The sequence below is a fragment of the Pelosinus fermentans DSM 17108 genome, from assembly GCF_000271485.2.
Lineage (GTDB): Bacteria > Bacillota > Negativicutes > DSM-13327 > DSM-13327 > Pelosinus > Pelosinus fermentans.
Genome location: NZ_AKVN02000001.1, coordinates 1,784,358 through 1,800,397, shown reverse-complemented (window position 1 = coordinate 1,800,397; position 16,040 = coordinate 1,784,358). Strand labels below are relative to the sequence as shown.

Below are 16,040 nucleotides of genomic sequence, written 5' to 3'. Positions count from 1 at the left end.
ACATACTCAAAAGATTAAGAATATTCAATAAACTACTAATTTTAGCATATATCCTCTGATAAATAGTGTGGGGTGCTACAACCTCCTATGTTGTAGCACCCACTTACCATCTTATCCATCAGACCTCTGCAATAAATAATAGCCCTTCAATGAATTTTTTGACATTGATTTTTCCTCGATATTGGCTTTTTCCCAAAATAAAATTCATCTCCTGGCGTACTTCTTTAAAATCAAACAATGAAGAACTATGGGACTGAAAGATTTCATTGTAATAATCATCAATCCCTAAATTGGCAAGATTGTGCAAGCTTTTCGTTGTAGCACGACGCACTCGCTGCTCAATTGCCTTGGCATCCTGCTCCATTCCTTCTGACATTTGCTGATAAATATCACATAACTGATAAGACTTACTTTCTGTACCTTTCTTCAGAATTAGCTGTACCATTCGATAAATGTCTTTTACACCTGCCTCACCAATAATTCCTAAATCAGAAAAGACTTTGTAAATGCGAGTCTTCTGCAGATTTTTCGGTCCTTCCTCAACAGCAGGACGGACATGAGGATATTGGGAAATGGTTTGATGCATCAAAGACATAATTTGTTTCAACTTACGATGTTCCTGCACTTTATTGATTACAGATACCGTTTCTAAGACATTAATGGGTTTATGAATAAAAAACTCAATACCGGCTTCATAAGCTTTCGTAATTAATTGTTCGCTCGTGGCTTGAGAAACCATGATAAATGAAGTATTGGTCGCTGCAGCAGACACCTTTTCAATAAGTTCCACTCCATCTTGACCTGGCAGTAACAAATCAACCAATGCAATGTCCGGCTGATATTCCCGAATGATCCTCTCACCCTTTAAGCCGTCATTGCATTGCTCAACAACAGTACCTAATTGATTTTGCTCAATAATTTTTTGTAGAATTCTACAAATTACAAGATCATCATCAACAATCACAAAACGTAACGACATATTAGCACCACTTTCTTATAAAAATACTTTATTATAAATCGTTTACTCCAATATATATCATTAAGAGTAAGGTACAGAAAAATCAGCACCTTTGTTAGAAATCAGTACGCCCGAGCGAGGTAACGCGATTAAAAACCGAGTACATACATCAGGCTGCGATTCCACACGAATAGTTCCGCCTAATAACTCAATGTAATTTTTCACATGGGCCAAACCTAGTCCTGTTGAAATTTTACCAGTACGGGGCGAAAATTTTGTAGAATAACCAGGATTAAAAATGAGTTCAAATTCTTGTTCATCAATACCAACCCCATTATCTTCCACAGAAAAATATAGAGTGTCATTGGAGCTGGTTTCAATTACCTTAATAATTCCATCATCACCACAGGCCTCAATTGAGTTCATAATGAGATTATCTAATATGGATACCAGGGTATAATGCTTATCTGTAAGAAAATCATCTGCTAACTCATAGGTTATATCAATTTTTTTATCAATTACATTCAAGTACCGTATTGTATTTTGTTCAATGATAAACAGTATTTCTGATAGCTTTATCTTTTGAGCCCTGCTTGAGGGTCTAAGAATATTTTCAATTCCTGTAATGACTCGATAGTAATCTTTTTTTATCTCATGTATTTCTCTTGCAACTGCAAGAGCATTCTCTGCAGGCAAATGTTCGTGCTCTCTATCGAATTGTACCTTAGAATTTAATTGCTTATAAAGCCAATAGGCCTTCTCCATAACATTTTCGATATCCTGAGAGGATTTTTCCAGATAAAATAACTCGCTTTTCAATTTAGCAACCATAAGAGTTTGCTCGATATAGCGCTTTGCCTGATCATTGGCAAGAATAAAGGATTGATATTGCTTTAACGCATAATACCCAACAAAAGCTAAACAAGCCCGTACAATAGCCACGACTACAATACTTGGAAAAACCACTGCAAATTTTGCACCAATCAATTCGGAACGGCAAAAAAGTTCGACCATATTACTTAGGATATCAACCACACTCAATAAGAGAATAAGAACCAATATGTGATCTTTGTACTTTCGAATGGAAAATAAGTAAAAGAGTACAGCAAAAGAGATATAATATGCCAGAGAAGGTAAGTTATACATGATGGCAGTCCTATAATCATGACCGCTTATTAAAAAATCCGTTGTCGTACGGAAAAATACAATTACTGCTCCTGTCAAGATTGTACCAGATAAAATGGGAAACTGCTCAAAATATAATAAAAAGACAATTAACAGCACAATCGCTAGGGTAAAACGAAAATAGCTGCCAAAAGGATAAATATATACGATACCAGTTAAGGAAACAAGCAATATTGTATTGATAAGAGATTTATATTTATGAAATAAATCTTGTATACCCCTAAAAACATCATGCACTTTTTTTAGCAAAATAGATAACAGAAAACTCCCTCCTTTTGTGAACGATTTAGCCGCTCATTGCAAATGCAAAATTCGACATACAATATTATAATCCTCATCGCACCAAAAAGCTATTCTTATATAATTCTGAATTGCATAATAATTTTTTTCAGTTGTTTTCTGTAGTTTAGCAGATGGTTACATTCTATACTAGGAGAAGAAAGTATTTCATCATTAAAAATATTTTCTCTTTACTGTGCAGTGCAGTAAAGGTAATCAAGGCAATATCTTGATTACTTTATCTCTTGGTGTTTCCAAGTAATCAAAAATTTATAGGAGGATTCGTTTATGGAAAAAGGAAAAAAGGGAATAGGCCTGACAACTCAAATTTTTATTGCTCTTATTCTAGGTGTTGTGTTCGGTTATATCTTCCCAGTCTATGGACAAGCATTAAAGCCTGTCGGTGATACATTTATCCGTATGATTAAAATGATTGTGGTACCTTTAATTTTCAGTTCATTAATTATGGGTATTGCAGGTACTGGTGACTTTAAAAAACTAGGCCGTTTAGGCGCCAAAGCAATTATTTGGTTTGAAGTCGCTACAACGTTGGCTCTCTTCGTTGGATTGGCTGTCGCAAATATATTCCAGCCTGGTGCAGGTGTCGCAATCGCAACAGGTACTGATGTGAGTTCCGCAGCAGCAGCAGCCACAAAGACCATTGATATGACGCAAATGATCGTTAACATTGTACCTACCAACGTGGTAGATGCCATGGGACGCGGCGATATGCTGCAAATCATTTTATTCTCTACTTTCTTCGGTGTAGCAGCAGCTGCTATGGGAGAAAAAGGAAAACCAACCGTTACATTAGCAATCAGCGTTGCTGAAATCATGTTCAAATTTACTTGGTATGTCATGAAACTAGCTCCTATTGGTGTTTTTGCCCTCATTTCCTACACAGTAGGCAAATTCGGTTTGGGTATGCTAATTCCTCTAGCCAAGCTGATCGGTTCCTTGTATTTTGCATTAGTACTTTTTATTGTGTTGTTATTAGCCTGTGCTTCATTAATTATCCGTATGAATTTCTTCCAGCTCTTAAGAGCTATAAAAGAGCCGATCTTGATTGCTTTCTCCACTGCCTCCAGCGAAGCAGCATTGCCAATTGCAATGGAAAAATTAGAGCAGTTTGGCGTTCCAAAGCATATCGTTACTTTCGTGCTGCCGACGGGTTACACATTTAACTTAGATGGTTCCACACTGTATAGTGCTTTAGCTGTTATCTTTATCGCTCAGGTTTATAATATCCCCTTCCCAATCGAAACTCAATTGATTATGCTTGTGACATTAATGATGTCTACAAAAGGTATTGCAGCAGTGCCTGGCGCTTCCTTGATTGTTATTGCCGGTACCGCAGCAGCCTTCGGTTTGCCCGTAGAAGGCATTGGTATTATCCTTGAAGTTGACCGTATCCTTGATATGGCTCGTACAGCTTGCAATTTGATCGGTAACTGCGTGGCTGCTGTAGTTGTAGCGCGTTGGGAAAATGAATTGCCAGATGAAGTATTAAAAGTCGCTTATACCAAGAATTATGATTGAGTAAACCATTAAACTAAGCACCTTTTATCGTAATGAGGGTCTGTTCTACACAAGATGTAGAGCAGACCCTCATTCTATATTCTTATTTTACTTTCTTACTCAAATGTAAGAATCTCTCCTGTTATTTTCCCTTCAGGATTTATGTTTAAAATACCACAGCTACCATATCCAGAGCGTGGTTCAGCAGCACTGCCCGGATTGAAAATAAGTAAATTTTCTTCCCAGTGGCTATCCGGGATATGCGTATGTCCATAAATTACAATGTCCACCTCATAATGCCTGCCCCATTCCACCAATTGACTGACACCTTGCTTTACACCATAACGATGTCCATGGGTTATCCATATTTTTTTACCAGACACCTCTATAAATTCATCAATTTTAGCAGCTGCCTGGCCATCACAATTTCCTCTCGCTGCAAAAACAGGAACATTCACTAACTTAGCCAAATAGCTTGCATCTTGGCTATAGTCTCCTGCATGCAGCCACATATCCATAGAACCTGCTGCTTTTATCCCTTGCCTGACAGCCGCATGGTCGCCATGGGTATCACTCATGACCCCTATTTTCATTTTAAATACTCTCCCAGTATCTTGCTCATAATCTTCAGTGCTTGCCCTCTATGGCTAATTTCATTTTTTTCACGCTTTGAACATTCAGCCATGGTTTTCTCCATTTCAGGCATATAAAACAATGGATCGTAACCAAAGCCGCCTAAACCACGCAGTTCTTGACCAATAATCCCTTCTTTTACTCCATCAGCAGTCATAATCGCCCCATCAATGTCAGCAAGTACCAAAACACAACGAAATCTAGCAGTGCGCTTTTCAGGGACAACACCTGCTAATTCTGCTAACAATTTTTGATTATTTGCAGCATCATTAGCATTTTCCCCGGCAAAACGTGCAGAATAAATGCCTGGCAAGCCTCCTAATGCATCCACTTCTAGCCCAGAATCATCCGCTAAACAGGCCTTTCCCGTATAGTGGGCATAATGTTTAGCTTTTAGCTGAGCATTTGCCATAAAGCTATCACCATCTTCCACAGCCTCAGGAATATCACCAAAATCACTTAAATCTAACACTTTGACAGGTAAGTCGGCCAAAGCTAAGGCAATCTCGGCAACTTTCCCTTTATTCGTAGTTGCTACCACTAATTCTTTCATGGCTCACGTCCGATTTTCCACGATAAAGGTCCTAGAATATCTTTTTGATAATCAATTAATTCCCCTACCATTTTTTCTGCAACAGCCAGCATTTCATTCAGCTCCTGTCGACTAAAAGGACGTTTTTCACCTGTTCCCTGCACTTCTACAAATTGGCCGCTCCCAGTCATTACAACATTCATATCCACAATTGCTGCCGAATCCTCTTCGTAACACAAATCAGCAATCACCGTATCTTTTACAACACCAATACTAATCGCTGCTAAGAACTCTTTTACAGGGAAAGGTTTTTCATGATTGGTATAAATACTATTAACTGCATCGACCAAGGCCACAAACGCTCCTGTAATCGCAGCCGTCCGAGTACCGCCATCTGCTTGTATAACATCACAATCAATCCAAATTGTTTTTTCCCCTAATGCTCTTAAGTCAACCACACTCCGCAATGCTCTGCCAATTAGCCGCTGAATTTCATGAGTCCTTCCTGTTATTTTCCCTTTAGCAGACTCACGAATATTACGCACCTGCGTAGAGCGAGGCAACAAAGAATATTCAGCAGTAATCCATCCTTCACCTGAACCCTTCATAAAATGTGGTACTTTATCCTCAATTGTGGCAGCACATATTACCTTCGTATTGCCCACTTCTATCAGCACCGATCCCTCTGGATATTTTAAATAATTACGAGTGATTTTTAACGGACGCATTTTATCAGCCTTTCGGCCATCTGGTCGGTTCATCTATTCGACTCCTCCTACAATATATATACCTCAAATATCTATAGTTTTAGCGCAGATGAGGTACTAGTTCTATTTTATACACATTGTTATAATCTTTCCAGCCGATCTTTCTGTTTATTTTGCACCATATAGTGCTGATAATTACCTTGTTTCTTTGCTGCATGTACCACATCATAAGCTGCTTTTAGACAAACCGGGCAAGCCTTCTGAGGAATCATACCAATATAAGCTGTTTTATAATGAAGACTACTGCGCGCCTTCGTTTCAATTGTTACATATCCAGAACAATGAGGGCATAAGCGTACTCTTTCTTTCTGCTGTTCATTAATACCTACATCATCATAATAGATACTGCGTTCTGTCTGCCAGAATTCACCATGCTTCATAATTGCTTCACGCTGCAGCTTTTCTTTTCTCCCCCACATATCTTGGCGTTCCTTGATTACATCTTTTATATAGTGAGTGACAGAAGAAGTTTGGGAAGGGCAATCTGCAATATTAGGTTCAATAACTTTACTATAATCCATTCCTGCCATGGCTAATACAATCCCTACATTTATATAAGGCAAAGCATCTTCAATGGAATATCCGCCTTCCAATACAGCAATATCCGCCTTTAGTGTATCAGCCAATCGTGCATAACCCTGTGCCGTAATTGCCATATTCGCTAAAGGATCACTATAATGATTATCCTGTCCGGCAGAATTAATAATAATGTCAGGTTTAAAATCTCCCAAAATTGGCATAATCAGATGATCCAGTACTTCATGAAGACCGCGGTCTGTCGTTCCTGGCGGCAAAGGTATGTTTACTGTAGTACCAAGAGCATTAGGACTGCCCATTTCATTGGTAAAACCAGTCCCCGGATATAAGGTCCGCCCATCCTGATGGAAGGAAATAAATAATGTATCAGGATCATGATAAAAGATATCTTGGGTACCATCACCATGATGCACATCTGTATCAACAATGGCAACTTTATTAATGCCATAGGTTCTGCGCAAATATTCGACCATAATCGCTTCCATATTAATAGTACAAAATCCACGAGTCCCATGAACGATGCGCATAGCATGATGTCCTGGCGGGCGTACTAAGGCAAAAGCCCGCTGTACTTCCTTCTTCATTACCGCATCAGCAGCTGCAATCGCTCCACCTGCTGACACCAAATGAGCATTGGTAATCAAAGATGTTATATCAGGCACTCCCACATGTACTCTTTCAAGATCCTGAAGGTTAGCGATTTTAGGCTTATATTCCCGTATCGCTGGCATGTCCAGCAGTCCTTCTTCTACAATCTGATCACGGGTATATAACAAACGTTCCTCCCGCTCAGGATGAGTTGGGCTAATCGCCCAGTCAAAAGCTGGAAAAAATACCAGTCCTAACTTTTGAGCATTCAACATAACTCCTCCTCACCATACTGCAGCACGCCAGGTTTTACCTGCAAGCGGCAGGTCATAATTTTTCCCACTGTAGTAAAACCACGAACCATATTAAATTCCTCTGATTGTACGATTTGCGTTTCACCGACAGAAATACTATTTCTCTGGGCTAACTCTGCCAAATGTTTTTCTGCTAACTCATAAGTATTTTGTAAGGAAAAATTCCCTCGAGGCAGTCTATTTTTGATCCCTAATTCTGGAACGGTATAATGTCCTTCTGCAGTATCAGCACGAAGAGTAATAGCAATAGTTGGCCTTGCTACCGCCGCACCAAAGGCATTAGCAACCTTCCCATTCTCAGGAAGTGTATAGCTAATTCCCAGCTTTTTAGCAACCAGAGGTACAAGACCTGCCGCTCCGCCGCCTACACCAATTATATTTTCTAATACAAATTTTGTTTCACAAACAATTTCTTCTACATGATATAAAGGTTCAGCAGCTTGTTCGTCCAGCAAATCGGCTATCGCCTGGCAAATGCCATCCACTGCCTTATCTATTACTTGACTCGCCATCGCCTCTGGGCTTTGCCCTTGTAAAGCAAGCAGCATCATTGCCTTTACTGCTAAGGCACGATCGCCAAAATCAATGAACCCCGCCGCTACCATAGCATCAGTCACAGTCGGCTTAGGACCTCCTGCCGCCATAGCAGGGCCATGACGCATCGGTCCTACCTTCAATACATGGTTCTCCCAGAAAACCAAACTATCACCGCCGATTCCGACAGACTTAAGGCGAAATCCTTGAACTCCAGTTCTATGTCCAGCAACAGCTGCCCCTTCTTTTGCTAAAACAGGTCTTCCCTTTTGCCACAATGCAATATCGGTAGTAGTGCCCCCAATATCAAGAGAAATTCCAGAAACGGCAGCATCTCCATTCATACCCATAATACCAATAGTACTGGCAGCGGGTCCAGTAAAAATAGCCTCTACAGGATAATTTCTGGCTACTGATAAAGGCAGTGTACCTCCGTCTGCTTTTAACACAAAAACAGGACTATAAATCCCACGCATCTTTAATGCTTCTTCTACTGCCGTAGCAAAAGCATTAAAATGCCGCCATACAGCCCCATTATAATAAGCCGAATTAGTACGTCTTAAAAAATTAAGCGAACCTGAAACTTTTCCTCCTGCACTAATATGCATAGGGCTGGCTTGCTCTTGTATCCAATCCGTCACTGCTGATTCAAAACAAGGATTACGAACAGCAAATTTCCCCGAAACAACAAATACATCACAAGAAGAAAAATGACGACAGGCACTCAGTACTTCCTCTTTATTAGGCTGAGCCATTTCACGGCCACGATGGTCAATATAACCAGATAAGATATAAGGTGCGACTGGCAGAATATCCTTTAGATTCATCCCTGGTCCTGGCATAATGCATAGGCCAACCTGGTCGATATTACCTTCCACTATTGCATTGGTTACAATTGTCGTGGATAATGCAATCCGTTCAAACGCCTTACTGCCAGTATCCTCCACCATCTTATCTACTACTGTCAAAATACATTGCAATAGATTCTCCTTAGTAGTAGGAGTCTTAACCATACTGACTACTTTCCCATCTGCTACTACTACACCATCTGTAAATGTCCCACCAACATCAAGCCCCAAGAACATATTATCCCCTCTTTTCCCAGGAATAAACCCCACAGCCGATTGCTCCATTGAGTTGCGGATACTTTGGTACAACAACCTCTACTCCAAGTTCAGAAGAGATGGTTTGTCCAATGGCTTTTCCTAAAGCCACGCCTCCTGTAAAGACAATCACTTCACTGGCAAGAGAATGGAGCATCGGTTTGATTCTCTTGAAAATCGTATAATTAACGCCAGCTGCCAATTCTGGAACGCTATAACCTTCCACAATACGTCCAATAAGCTCAGACTCTCCAAAGATAGCACAAGTTGCAGACAACTCTACAGGATTTTCCTTATAACTGCTAAGCTCTGCTAAACTAATCCCGAGAACCGTTGCCATATTTTCTAAATATCGCCCTGTGCTGGCAGCGCATTTATCATTTGTCGCAAAATCTACCATTTTACCTTTACGCACTTTAATGACTTTACTATCCTGTCCACCTAAATCCAATAAAGTAAAATTATTAAGTCCCGTCTGCCACATGGCTCCTATCACGTGTGCTTTTAATTCTGCAATGACAGTAGCTCCTACAATATTGATGGTATTACGTCCATAGCCAGTAGCAACCACCTTATCAAATTCCCCTACACCCACAGAGGCAAAGTCAACAATTAATCCATTTTTCCCAGGCTGTCCATAGTTTCGATAAAACTGTACGGTTTCAAAGATTTCAGAACGGTTTACACCTTCTTGATCCATTATAACTAATTTTACACTACGACTGCCTAAATCGATACCACAAAACACATCTTTCACCTCATCGCAGCATTTCCAAAAAACTATCCATTCGAAGTTTCGTTCTGGCATCAAGCTTACCCGGCTTATCTCCTTCGATGGTTAGTATGGGTATATCTAATTTTTCCCTAAAGATCATATCTTCAATCTGCCTGAAACAGAAACTTTGGACATAATGCACAATACCATCCAAATTACGTTTTTCTATTTCTCCCTTAATATCTTCAATTCTCTGAAATACACCATAAGGATAGGTATACAGTCTGTATTGTTCCACTAAATCCTCTACTTGATAAGGCATGGCAAACTGCCGCTGCACTTCATTGAAGACAACTCTTGCTCCCATCTTTTCAAAATGACTATATAGATCATTAAAAATAGGCGGAACACCAATATACCCTAAGCGGATATCTTCTGTAAATTCATTGGCAGACTTTGTTTTTAGTAAAAACTGATCAATATCCTGCTCAAATTCATTCACATTTCCATTAAAATCACTGCAGCTAACCTGAAATAAGTGGTTATCCCAGCCACTTACTAGATTTTCCTGCCAGGTAAGGCGGTCCATTTCAGCAATTTTACTTCTGACCCCATCTAAGCGTTTTTTTACAGCCATAACCTGCTCCCAATCCGTTTTTAAAGCTGTAATTAATTTATCCATCTGCAATTTCAAAAGATCATAATCCCGATCAAAAGGATACGCAAAGGGAATGGTCTCCACACCTACCAATTGCAAAGTTTCCATTAAGGCATGAGTGTTACTGCAATCTCCTTGGGTAACTGCAAGTACTGTATCTATATTTCCCCTCTCTACGACTACAGAATATAAACCTTTAATCCAGCCGCATATATTACGAGGGTAACCTGCATCTTCAGCTCCTTCTACTAATCGATTGGCTTCTTTATCAGTAATAAATACATTATTTAAATCTACTGGCACATTTTCGGCTGCTAAAATAATCTCCACAGGTACGGTTGTAGTAATACCAATATTAGCCATGTCATTCCTCCAACACAAATTCCATACATTTTTAGACCTATCGTATTAGTTAATTTTACAGCAAAAATAACAAAGAGGATAGCTGTATTCTATCCTCTTTGTTAATCAATTACTCAATAGAAAGAAGATTTTCTGTCCTTCTCTCTACTGCTGCATAATTTTTAATAATAACAATCGGTGTCCGTTGGGAAGCGTTACCGAAAGGATTATCAATCAAAATATGTGCCAACTTCTTAGGATCAAGACCTGCTGAAGCACCTACTACCAATGCTCGTTTTAAATCATTTACATCTGCCACTGCTGCACCATAACAGCCTAATCGACGCTTAATTTCCTCTGCTACGCTATTTGCCTCCAAAGGCCCGTATACCAGACATTTATCAAATGGAGGCATTGTGCCCGTAACATCATCAACTAGAGCAGCATGTGAACCTGCCAGTTCATAAAACACACCATTCTTCCCCACAATTTTGGCAAACATTCCTATAATCATGGCAAATAAAACGCGCCACTTACCTTCTGCATCCATTAATGACTGCATACCGTATACACTAGATAAACTACCTTTTTGAGGTACAAAGCGACATAAAATCTTCGCTAAAAAGCACACTTTAAAATCTTCGGGCCTTGCCACACGTCCCTGGGTAATCGCAACGACACTCTCAGCTACCGATACTACATCATCCGGTCCAATATCCTCTTTGGTATACTTTTCAATCATATCTACAATATTGTCTTTATCTGTTAAAATACGCGTACCTACTGGTTTGAGTTCAAGTTCTGCCATTACTAGCCCTCCCATTTCGCAGTACCTTTTGCCTGCATAGCCCTATTGATTTCATCGCAACTCATAATCATACGTGCCTTATGAATATACCACGGAGTACGAGCTACAATCTGATATACAATATCAATCGGCATATCTACAGACAAATCATATAAATTTTGCAAAGCATCTTTAATATTACCTGTCTTCGCCGTAAATGTAACCGTAACAATAACGATTCCACCCGTTCCTTTAGGAATAATCACAGCTTCAAAATAATTATCGGTTCGGAGTGCTGTAGTAAGTTCCATTCTAGAATTTACGTCAACACCATCAAATTGTTCATAGGGCAGTAAATGACGAGGATAAGCATCCATTATCGTACCATCCTGTGAACCTTTATTGATAAATGCTACTTCACAAGAAAAAGTAGCTGTTTTTTCGGTTTGGTCAACTAATTTAAATTCCGTACGCTCATTCACTTTAAATTCAAAGTCAGCATCACCTTGTTTGGCAATAAACAACCACACTGCTATTGCCATAATTATAGCTATTATTACTATCGTCACCAAGATTTCCACACCAAGGCCCCCATCTCCAGAAGTTTTTTCCTTCATTAGTATACCAAATTTTACCCCATAGGACTATGAAACTTTCCTTATTACTCCTATATAAATGACTAAACTACTGCAAACTTCTCTAAATTTACCAATTCAAATTCTACCTTTTCTGTATCAAATAGAAAGCCTGCAATTCTTTTTGCCCGTTCCACATCTGCAGAAAAACACAATCTAACGTTTCCCTGATTTAATGAAGATAATTGTTTTTGCTGCTGCAGTAAGTATTGTGCCTCCAATCCAGTCTCTCTAGCAGGATCAATAACGACAATCTTATTACCTATAACTTTTTCAATCACTGAACTCACAAGAGGATAATGAGTACAACCTAAAATGATTGCATCCACTCCCTGTTTTTTCATCGGCAGCAGATATTCAGCTATTGCCAGTTCAATTTCAGGTCCTTCAAGCTGCTCTTGTTCAATTAATGGTACAAGTTTTGGGCAAGCCTGAGAATAAACAAGTACAGCAGCATCTTTTCTCCCAATAGCCTTGGCATGATTCTTGCTTTCAATGGTAGCTTTTGTCGCAATAACCCCTACTTTTTTGCTTTTGGTAACAGCCAGGGCCATATCTGCCCCTGTATTAACACCTACCAGCGTAAAAGGATATTGTTTCTTTGCCATTACAAGGCCCAAGGCTGTCATAGTATTGCAAGCAACCACAGCCATTTTCACTTTTTGCATAGTAAAAAAGCCTAAAATTTGCTGCATAAATCCGATAATTTCGGCTGGAGGCCTAGACCCATAAGGTGTACGCGCTGTATCCCCAAAATAGATCAAATTTTCTCCAGGCATGATTTCCATAAGCTCTTTAACAACAGTAAGACCACCAATTCCAGAATCAAAGATACCAATTGGTGCATTAGTACTCAAATGACTGCACCTCCTAACAAAATATTCTATCTAAATCTATTTTTTTATATACACTTATTCTCTTACACTTTCAAAACCCATTTTTAAATTTGAAATGTACCTACTAGGCAAGCGAATAATTTTCCCCTGATTATCGGTAAATACATTTTGAGTACTTCCTGTAGCTAATAGTACACCATCGGCTTCCCGAACAATTTTATATGTAAAAACCATTTTTACTGGTGATACTTCCGTCATTGTTGTTTCAATTAAAATATGATCATCAAATTTGGCAGAAGCACGATACTGACAATCTACATGAGTAATTGGAAAAACAATGTTATCAGCCATCATTTCAAGCAAAGATATGTTAACCTGTCTTAAATATTCTACTCGCCCCATTTCAAACCAACGAAAATAGTTAGCATGATGTACAACACCCATCATATCTGTTTCAACAAAGCGAACTTTCTCTCGTACCGTAATCATAATTGAATCCTCACTTATTCATATTTGCTTATTAGCATAAGCTACGTCCACGCAAAACAAATGGCCCACAAGCAGCTATCTTATGCCGTGGGTCGTAAATCAGGCTCACACATTATAAAGAAGAGTCTTATGGCCATTCGATCAACGAACAAAGCCTATTATTTATTGTACTTTTCTTTTTTATTTTTGTCAAAAAAACTTTTGACAAATCACAGCACTACTTCTTGAAGTTAGGCCTATTATAAATACTAAGAAATTTGAATCCTGTTGTAAAGTCCTCTGATGGATATATATCCAATTTTAAATAGGAGCTAATCTTTTGTTGTTATGCTTACATAATGACGACACAATGTTATCACTATTTAAATAGTATAATAAGAGTTAATATTTTACTAAAGGAGGTCAATCTTATTATGTCCTTTGACGATACATCAATGACTAGATTCTCACCTATAGTTCCTAAGTTCCCACTATGCACATCTCCAGCAAACTGCTGTTGTATCGATACTACTAAGCCTACTGGCCCCACTGGAGCTACTGGCCCCACTGGAGCTACCGGCCCTACTGGTGCTATCGGCCCCACTGGAGCTACCGGCCCTACTGGAGCTATCGGCCCTACTGGAGCTACCGGCCCTACTGGTGCTATCGGCCCTACTGGTGCTATCGGCCCTACTGGTGCTATCGGCCCTACTGGAGCTACCGGCCCTACTGGTGCTATCGGCCCTACTGGTGCTATCGGCCCTACTGGTGCTATCGGCCCTACTGGTGCTATCGGCCCTACTGGTGCTATCGGCCCTACTGGAGCTACCGGCCCTACTGGTGCTGCTGGCCCTACTGGTGCTGCTGGCGGCGCTACTGGAGCTACCGGCGCTACTGGAGCTACTGGAGCTACTGGCGATGCTGGAGCTACCGGCGCTACTGGAGCTACTGGCGATGCTGGTGCTACTGGCGCTACTGGAGCTACTGGAGCTACTGGCGCTACTGGAGCTCTTGGAGCTACTGGCGATGCTGGAGCTACTGGCGCTACTGGAGCTACTGGCGATTCTGGTGCTACTGGCGCTACTGGAGCTACTGGAGCTACTGGAGCTACTGGCGCTACTGGAGCTACTGGAGCTACTGGAGCTACTGGAGCTACTGGAGCTCTTGGAGCTACTGGCGATGCTGGAGCTACTGGCGCTACTGGAACTACTGGCGCTACCGGCCCTACTGGTGCTGCTGGCGCTACTGGAGCTACCGGCCCTACTGGAGCTACTGGCGATGCTGGTGCTGCAGGCGCTACTGGCGCTACTGGAGCTACTGGCGATGCTGGAGCTACTGGCGCTACTGGCGATGCTGGAGCTACTGGCGCTACTGGCGCTACTGGCGCTGCTGGCGCTACTGGAGCTACCGGTCCTACTGGAGCTACTGGCGATGCTGGTGCTGCAGGCGCTACTGGCGCTACTGGAGCTACTGGCGATGCTGGAGCTACTGGTGCTGCTGGCGATGCTGGAGCTACTGGCGCTACTGGCACAACGGGAGCTACGGGTGCTACTGGCGCGACCGGACTTCTTGGCTTATCGGAATACGCCTACGTCTATAATTTAGCTGCTCAAGTTGTTGCACTAGAAGCAGATATAACATTTAGCGATAACGGTGTTATTGTAGGCGCCATTACCCATGCACCAGGAACAACTTCTATTGTACTTGGTAGTGCTGGTGATTATGAAATCTCATTCATAGTTGCAGGTGTAGAGCCAAACCAGTTCACCCTCTTCCAAAACGGCGCTCCTGTTGCCGGCAGTACCTATGGCTCTGGGGCTGGTACGCAACCTAATCCAGGTACGTTAATTATCACCGCTGCTGCTGGTGATGTATTAACTGTTAGAAATCATACTAGTGCTGCTGCAGTTACCTTGCAAACGTTAGCAGGAGGAACACAAACTAACGTCAATGCTTCTATTCGGATTGCATTAATAAGTAGTTAAAATAGTATCATCAGCCCCCTACAGCAAGGAATTTTTTTGAATAAAAACACAATAGAGGAATGAACCACAGGCTTCATTCCTCTTAAAATAATCGTTACTAAAACGTAAACGGATATTGTTTCTTTGCCATTTCAAGACCAAGGCTGTCATAGTATTGCAAGCAAACCACAGCCATTTTCACTTTTAGCATAGCAAAAAAATCTAAAATTCGCTGCATAAATCCGATGATTTTTGCTGACTGCACCATCTAACAAAATATTCTATCTAATCATCCTCACTTATTCATATTTGCTTAAGCTACGTCCACGCAAAACAAATGCCCACAAGTAGCTCTCTGTGCCGTAGGTCGTAAATCAAGGCTCACACATTATAAAGAAGATTCTTATGGCCATTCGGTCAAGGAGCAAAGCCTATTATTTATAGTACTTTTTTTTTATTTTTGTCAAAAAAAATGAGAAAATAGCAATACCACCTAACGAAAATTACAACCATTCTGTAAAAAGAAAAACAAAATCCTGATTTAAAATAACATCAATTTTTTGTTATAAGACACATTACTATCACTATTTACATATTATATTTCATAAATACTCTTTCTAAAAAAGGGGTTCACTTTAATGTATATCCCTTGGACGCTGCTAATCCAGCACAGAGTATTACTAAAGA

General features: G+C 40.4%; 15 protein-coding genes. 2 read left to right on the top strand and 13 right to left on the bottom strand.

The window, feature by feature from the left end; translation table 11 throughout:
* Positions 1-118: 118 nt before the first annotated feature.
* Together FR7_RS07965 and FR7_RS07960 are read right to left on the bottom strand one after the other, a co-directional pair.
* Complete coding sequence (locus FR7_RS07965; RefSeq protein WP_007930679.1) at positions 119-979, bottom strand: response regulator; 861 nt, start codon at positions 977-979, stop codon at positions 119-121.
* 60 nt (positions 980-1,039) lie between these two features.
* Positions 1,040-2,314 carry an ATP-binding protein gene (locus tag FR7_RS07960; RefSeq protein ID WP_237769510.1) on the bottom strand — a complete coding sequence of 425 codons (1,275 nt, stop codon included), beginning with the start codon at positions 2,312-2,314 and terminating at the stop codon, positions 1,040-1,042.
* Between the two features lie 396 nt (positions 2,315-2,710).
* Between FR7_RS07960 and FR7_RS07955 the strand changes: the two genes are divergently transcribed.
* Positions 2,711-3,961, top strand: a complete 1,251-nt coding sequence (locus FR7_RS07955; RefSeq protein ID WP_007950506.1) for a dicarboxylate/amino acid:cation symporter — start codon at positions 2,711-2,713, stop codon at positions 3,959-3,961.
* 95 nt (positions 3,962-4,056) lie between these two features.
* Here the strand turns inward: FR7_RS07955 and FR7_RS07950 are convergent, their stop codons facing one another.
* From FR7_RS07950 to FR7_RS07900, 11 genes are all read right to left on the bottom strand, one after another.
* Complete coding sequence (locus FR7_RS07950; protein ID WP_007930688.1) at positions 4,057-4,533, bottom strand: metallophosphoesterase; 477 nt, start codon at positions 4,531-4,533, stop codon at positions 4,057-4,059.
* Complete coding sequence (locus FR7_RS07945) at positions 4,530-5,126, bottom strand: XTP/dITP diphosphatase (protein WP_007930692.1); 597 nt, start codon at positions 5,124-5,126, stop codon at positions 4,530-4,532. Before FR7_RS07945 ends, FR7_RS07950 begins: the two co-directional genes overlap by 4 nt.
* Complete coding sequence (rph, locus tag FR7_RS07940) at positions 5,123-5,866, bottom strand: ribonuclease PH (RefSeq protein WP_007930694.1); 744 nt, start codon at positions 5,864-5,866, stop codon at positions 5,123-5,125. The genes FR7_RS07945 and rph overlap by 4 nt, the downstream gene beginning before the upstream one ends.
* An 86-nt stretch (positions 5,867-5,952) precedes the next feature.
* Entirely contained in the window at positions 5,953-7,272 is a 1,320-nt protein-coding gene (locus FR7_RS07935) for a histone deacetylase family protein (RefSeq protein ID WP_007930695.1), read from the bottom strand.
* Positions 7,266-9,002, bottom strand: coding sequence for a hydantoinase/oxoprolinase family protein (locus FR7_RS07930; protein ID WP_237714766.1), 1,737 nt, complete (start codon positions 9,000-9,002; stop codon positions 7,266-7,268). Before FR7_RS07930 ends, FR7_RS07935 begins: the two co-directional genes overlap by 7 nt.
* Complete coding sequence (locus tag FR7_RS07925; RefSeq protein ID WP_007930699.1) at positions 8,932-9,696, bottom strand: acyl-CoA dehydratase activase; 765 nt, start codon at positions 9,694-9,696, stop codon at positions 8,932-8,934. Before FR7_RS07925 ends, FR7_RS07930 begins: the two co-directional genes overlap by 71 nt.
* Before the next feature lie 10 nt (positions 9,697-9,706).
* The gene (locus tag FR7_RS07920) at positions 9,707-10,684 is read right to left on the bottom strand and encodes a 2-hydroxyacyl-CoA dehydratase family protein (protein ID WP_007930701.1); all 978 of its coding nucleotides are present in this window, start codon (positions 10,682-10,684) and stop codon (positions 9,707-9,709) included.
* Positions 10,685-10,793: 109 nt separating this feature from the next.
* Entirely contained in the window at positions 10,794-11,471 is a 678-nt protein-coding gene (locus tag FR7_RS07915; protein WP_007930702.1) for a coenzyme F420-0:L-glutamate ligase, read from the bottom strand.
* A 2-nt stretch (positions 11,472-11,473) separates the two neighbouring features.
* Complete coding sequence (locus FR7_RS07910; protein WP_007941668.1) at positions 11,474-12,067, bottom strand: hypothetical protein; 594 nt, start codon at positions 12,065-12,067, stop codon at positions 11,474-11,476.
* Between the two features lie 62 nt (positions 12,068-12,129).
* Entirely contained in the window at positions 12,130-12,942 is an 813-nt protein-coding gene (murI, locus tag FR7_RS07905) for a glutamate racemase (protein WP_007930706.1), read from the bottom strand.
* A 54-nt stretch (positions 12,943-12,996) separates the two neighbouring features.
* Positions 12,997-13,410 (bottom strand): acyl-CoA thioesterase, encoded by a 414-nt coding sequence (locus FR7_RS07900; protein ID WP_007930707.1) that lies wholly within the window; start codon positions 13,408-13,410, stop codon positions 12,997-12,999.
* Between the two features lie 434 nt (positions 13,411-13,844).
* Between FR7_RS07900 and FR7_RS07895 the strand changes: the two genes are divergently transcribed.
* Positions 13,845-15,374 carry a collagen-like protein gene (locus FR7_RS07895; protein ID WP_064448923.1) on the top strand — a complete coding sequence of 510 codons (1,530 nt, stop codon included), beginning with the start codon at positions 13,845-13,847 and terminating at the stop codon, positions 15,372-15,374.
* Positions 15,375-16,040 lie beyond the last annotated feature (666 nt).

Coding starts and splice junctions, on each gene's coding strand:
- FR7_RS07965 (WP_007930679.1), bottom strand. CDS start 979: ATGTCGTTACGTTTTGTGATTGTTGATGATGATCTTGTAATTTGTAGA.
- FR7_RS07945 (WP_007930692.1), bottom strand. CDS start 5,126: ATGAAAGAATTAGTGGTAGCAACTACGAATAAAGGGAAAGTTGCCGAG.
- FR7_RS07910 (WP_007941668.1), bottom strand. CDS start 12,067: ATGAAGGAAAAAACTTCTGGAGATGGGGGCCTTGGTGTGGAAATCTTG.
- FR7_RS07935 (WP_007930695.1), bottom strand. CDS start 7,272: ATGTTGAATGCTCAAAAGTTAGGACTGGTATTTTTTCCAGCTTTTGAC.
- FR7_RS07950 (WP_007930688.1), bottom strand. CDS start 4,533: ATGAAAATAGGGGTCATGAGTGATACCCATGGCGACCATGCGGCTGTC.
- FR7_RS07915 (WP_007930702.1), bottom strand. CDS start 11,471: ATGGCAGAACTTGAACTCAAACCAGTAGGTACGCGTATTTTAACAGAT.
- rph (WP_007930694.1), bottom strand. CDS start 5,866: ATGAACCGACCAGATGGCCGAAAGGCTGATAAAATGCGTCCGTTAAAA.
- FR7_RS07920 (WP_007930701.1), bottom strand. CDS start 10,684: ATGGCTAATATTGGTATTACTACAACCGTACCTGTGGAGATTATTTTA.
- FR7_RS07900 (WP_007930707.1), bottom strand. CDS start 13,410: ATGATTACGGTACGAGAGAAAGTTCGCTTTGTTGAAACAGATATGATG.
- FR7_RS07955 (WP_007950506.1), top strand. CDS start 2,711: ATGGAAAAAGGAAAAAAGGGAATAGGCCTGACAACTCAAATTTTTATT.
- FR7_RS07895 (WP_064448923.1), top strand. CDS start 13,845: ATGACTAGATTCTCACCTATAGTTCCTAAGTTCCCACTATGCACATCT.